General features: G+C 60.5%; 1 protein-coding gene and 1 pseudogene. One reads left to right on the top strand and one right to left on the bottom strand.

The features are described 5' to 3' along the window. Positions 1 to 229 precede the first annotated feature (229 nt). Positions 230 to 1,271: pseudogene (locus VF629_RS25175) on the bottom strand (IS701 family transposase). A gap of 207 nt (positions 1,272 to 1,478) precedes the next feature. On the opposite strand from VF629_RS25175, the gene VF629_RS25170 reads away from it, so the two are divergent. Next, positions 1,479 to 1,862: a RidA family protein gene (locus VF629_RS25170; protein WP_331061279.1), complete on the top strand. Its 384-nt coding sequence runs from the start codon at positions 1,479 to 1,481 to the stop codon at positions 1,860 to 1,862. Positions 1,863 to 2,018 lie beyond the last annotated feature (156 nt).

Raw genomic sequence — 2,018 nt, 5'->3', positions numbered from 1 at the left:
TGGGCTTGGCGCTGCTCTCCGATGGCAATGGCCGACTGCGGGGCGAAGCCATTGGCCGCAGCTACAGCACTGTAGGCCAGGCCTACCACGACTGGCTAAGTGGCGATGCCCGCCGCTTCGACGCCGCCGAGCGGAGCCGCTACGACCTGCTCCGAACTACTGTCGCCGACTCGGTAACGGTGCCCCCGCTGCCGGTTATGCCGGCCACGTTGGCTTACTTTGATAGGGCTTACGCAGGGAGGGGTAGTACTCTAGGGAAAGGGGGATTTTGGAGCTGTTGGCGCAGCAACGCCGACCAGGGCTGTTGATGGGCTTGGTAAATGGTTTGGCCGATGGCAGGGGCGTGCTGGCGCAGCGACACCCAGGCCAGGTAGCAGCACGTGAGGTGGTGGCGCTGGGCGCTGGCCTTGCGGCACGGGCATTTTTCGGAGCCGGTGAGCTGCTTGACGCTGCGGTGGAATTCCTCCACCTGCCCGCGCACCGGCACGGCTTCAATGACCATTTCGCGGCGCAGGTGGGCGGCCAAGTGGTTGGTAACGACCCCTTCAATGCTGCCCTCCGGGGCAACCAGCTTGTGGCAACCAGCTTGTGGCAACCAGCTTGAAGCGTTTTACCGCAAAAGGCACTTGTTGCAGCCGCACTTCCACGCCCCGGCTCCAGCCGCTGGCTGGCGGTTCGAGCGTGTCCAGGCCCTGGTCGCCGCGCTCTTTGCTCAGGCTCACCAAGCGGTTGCTTTTCAGGGGGGTGAAAAACGTCCAACCGGCCCGGTGAATCTGCTTCACATTCGCGCTGGCCGCGTACCAGGAGTCGAATAAGACCGTGCGCGCCAGCCGCTTGTCCTCGGCCACGACCTGCGCAAACATGGCTTGGAAGTGCTCGTTCTTGGGCAGCCCGTCGGCCTCCGGGGCGTAGCGGCGGAAATCCAGGGGCAAAAAGTCGCCGCTTTCGCCGCTGCTCTGCACCCGGTTGACCAAGCCGATGCCCGTGACCGGGCCGTGCACGGCGCCGGAGTACTGCCGCTTGGCCACTTCGATGAAGCGGCTGTAGCCCTTGTCCTGGACGCTGTCGTCGACCAGCAAAAAAGCCTCCGGCGAATCGTGCAGCAAGGGCAGGACCAGCGCACGCAACGGGTTGGCGGAAAAGGCGCTGTTGCGCAAAAATCGAGTCCCCTCGTCGGGGCTCACGCCCGGCAGATGCGCCGCCAAGTGCGGGCACGTGTAGTTGCGGGGCGTACTGAGCAAATAATCAATGTACTTCGCTTGGGTCAGCATCGCTCATGCGTTTACCTCAAAGTAGCACCTTTGCGTAAGTCCTGTTTGATATTGGCCCTAGTCCCGGCTTATGGGGCAATCAGGTGATGGCACAGTACTTCGGCAAGCAGGCTATTTGGGTAGATTGGAAGCGGCCCGCGCCGCGGAAGTAGCGCGGTTTTATGTTGTTACTTTGAGGCCTGATTCCACTAATCTCTTCCCCGCATTATGCCCCACCAGATTATTCTGACCGACCAGGCTCCGGCGCCCATTGGCCCCTACTCGCAAGCCGTGAAGGCGGGCAACACCGTGTACGTATCGGGCCAGATCCCGCTGGATGCGGCGGGGCAGCTGGTAGCCGGCGACGTAGCGGCCCAGACCCACCAGGTGCTGAAGAATCTGACCGCCGTGCTGGCCGCCGCCGGCCTGACCCTGACCGACGTGGTGAAGTGCAGCATCTTCGTGAAAGACCTCGGCAACTTCAACCTCATCAACGAAATATACGGCAGTTATTTCTCCACCGATTACGCCCCGGCACGCGAAACCGTGGAAGTAAGTCGTTTGCCGAAGGACGTGCAAGTGGAAATTTCCTGCATAGCTGTAAAGCAGTAACCGAAAGATATTGGTGAGCCCGTGAGGTTGCATTCTGCTGAAGTTCCTTCACCGGAATACCAACTTCATGGGCCCACTATTTCATAGAGTCACTACATCACTATTTATTATCATGAAAGAACTTGGACTTGGGTTGTTTATTCTGGGGCTCCTATC

Source organism: Hymenobacter sp. (assembly GCF_036388155.1).
Lineage (GTDB): Bacteria > Bacteroidota > Bacteroidia > Cytophagales > Hymenobacteraceae > Hymenobacter.
This window is presented reverse-complemented; position numbering and strand designations above follow the sequence as displayed.

Bases quoted from the DNA above. Each gene is read 5' to 3' on its own strand.
- VF629_RS25170 (WP_331061279.1), top strand. From the start codon at position 1,479: ATGCCCCACCAGATTATTCTGACCGACCAGGCTCCGGCGCCCATTGGC.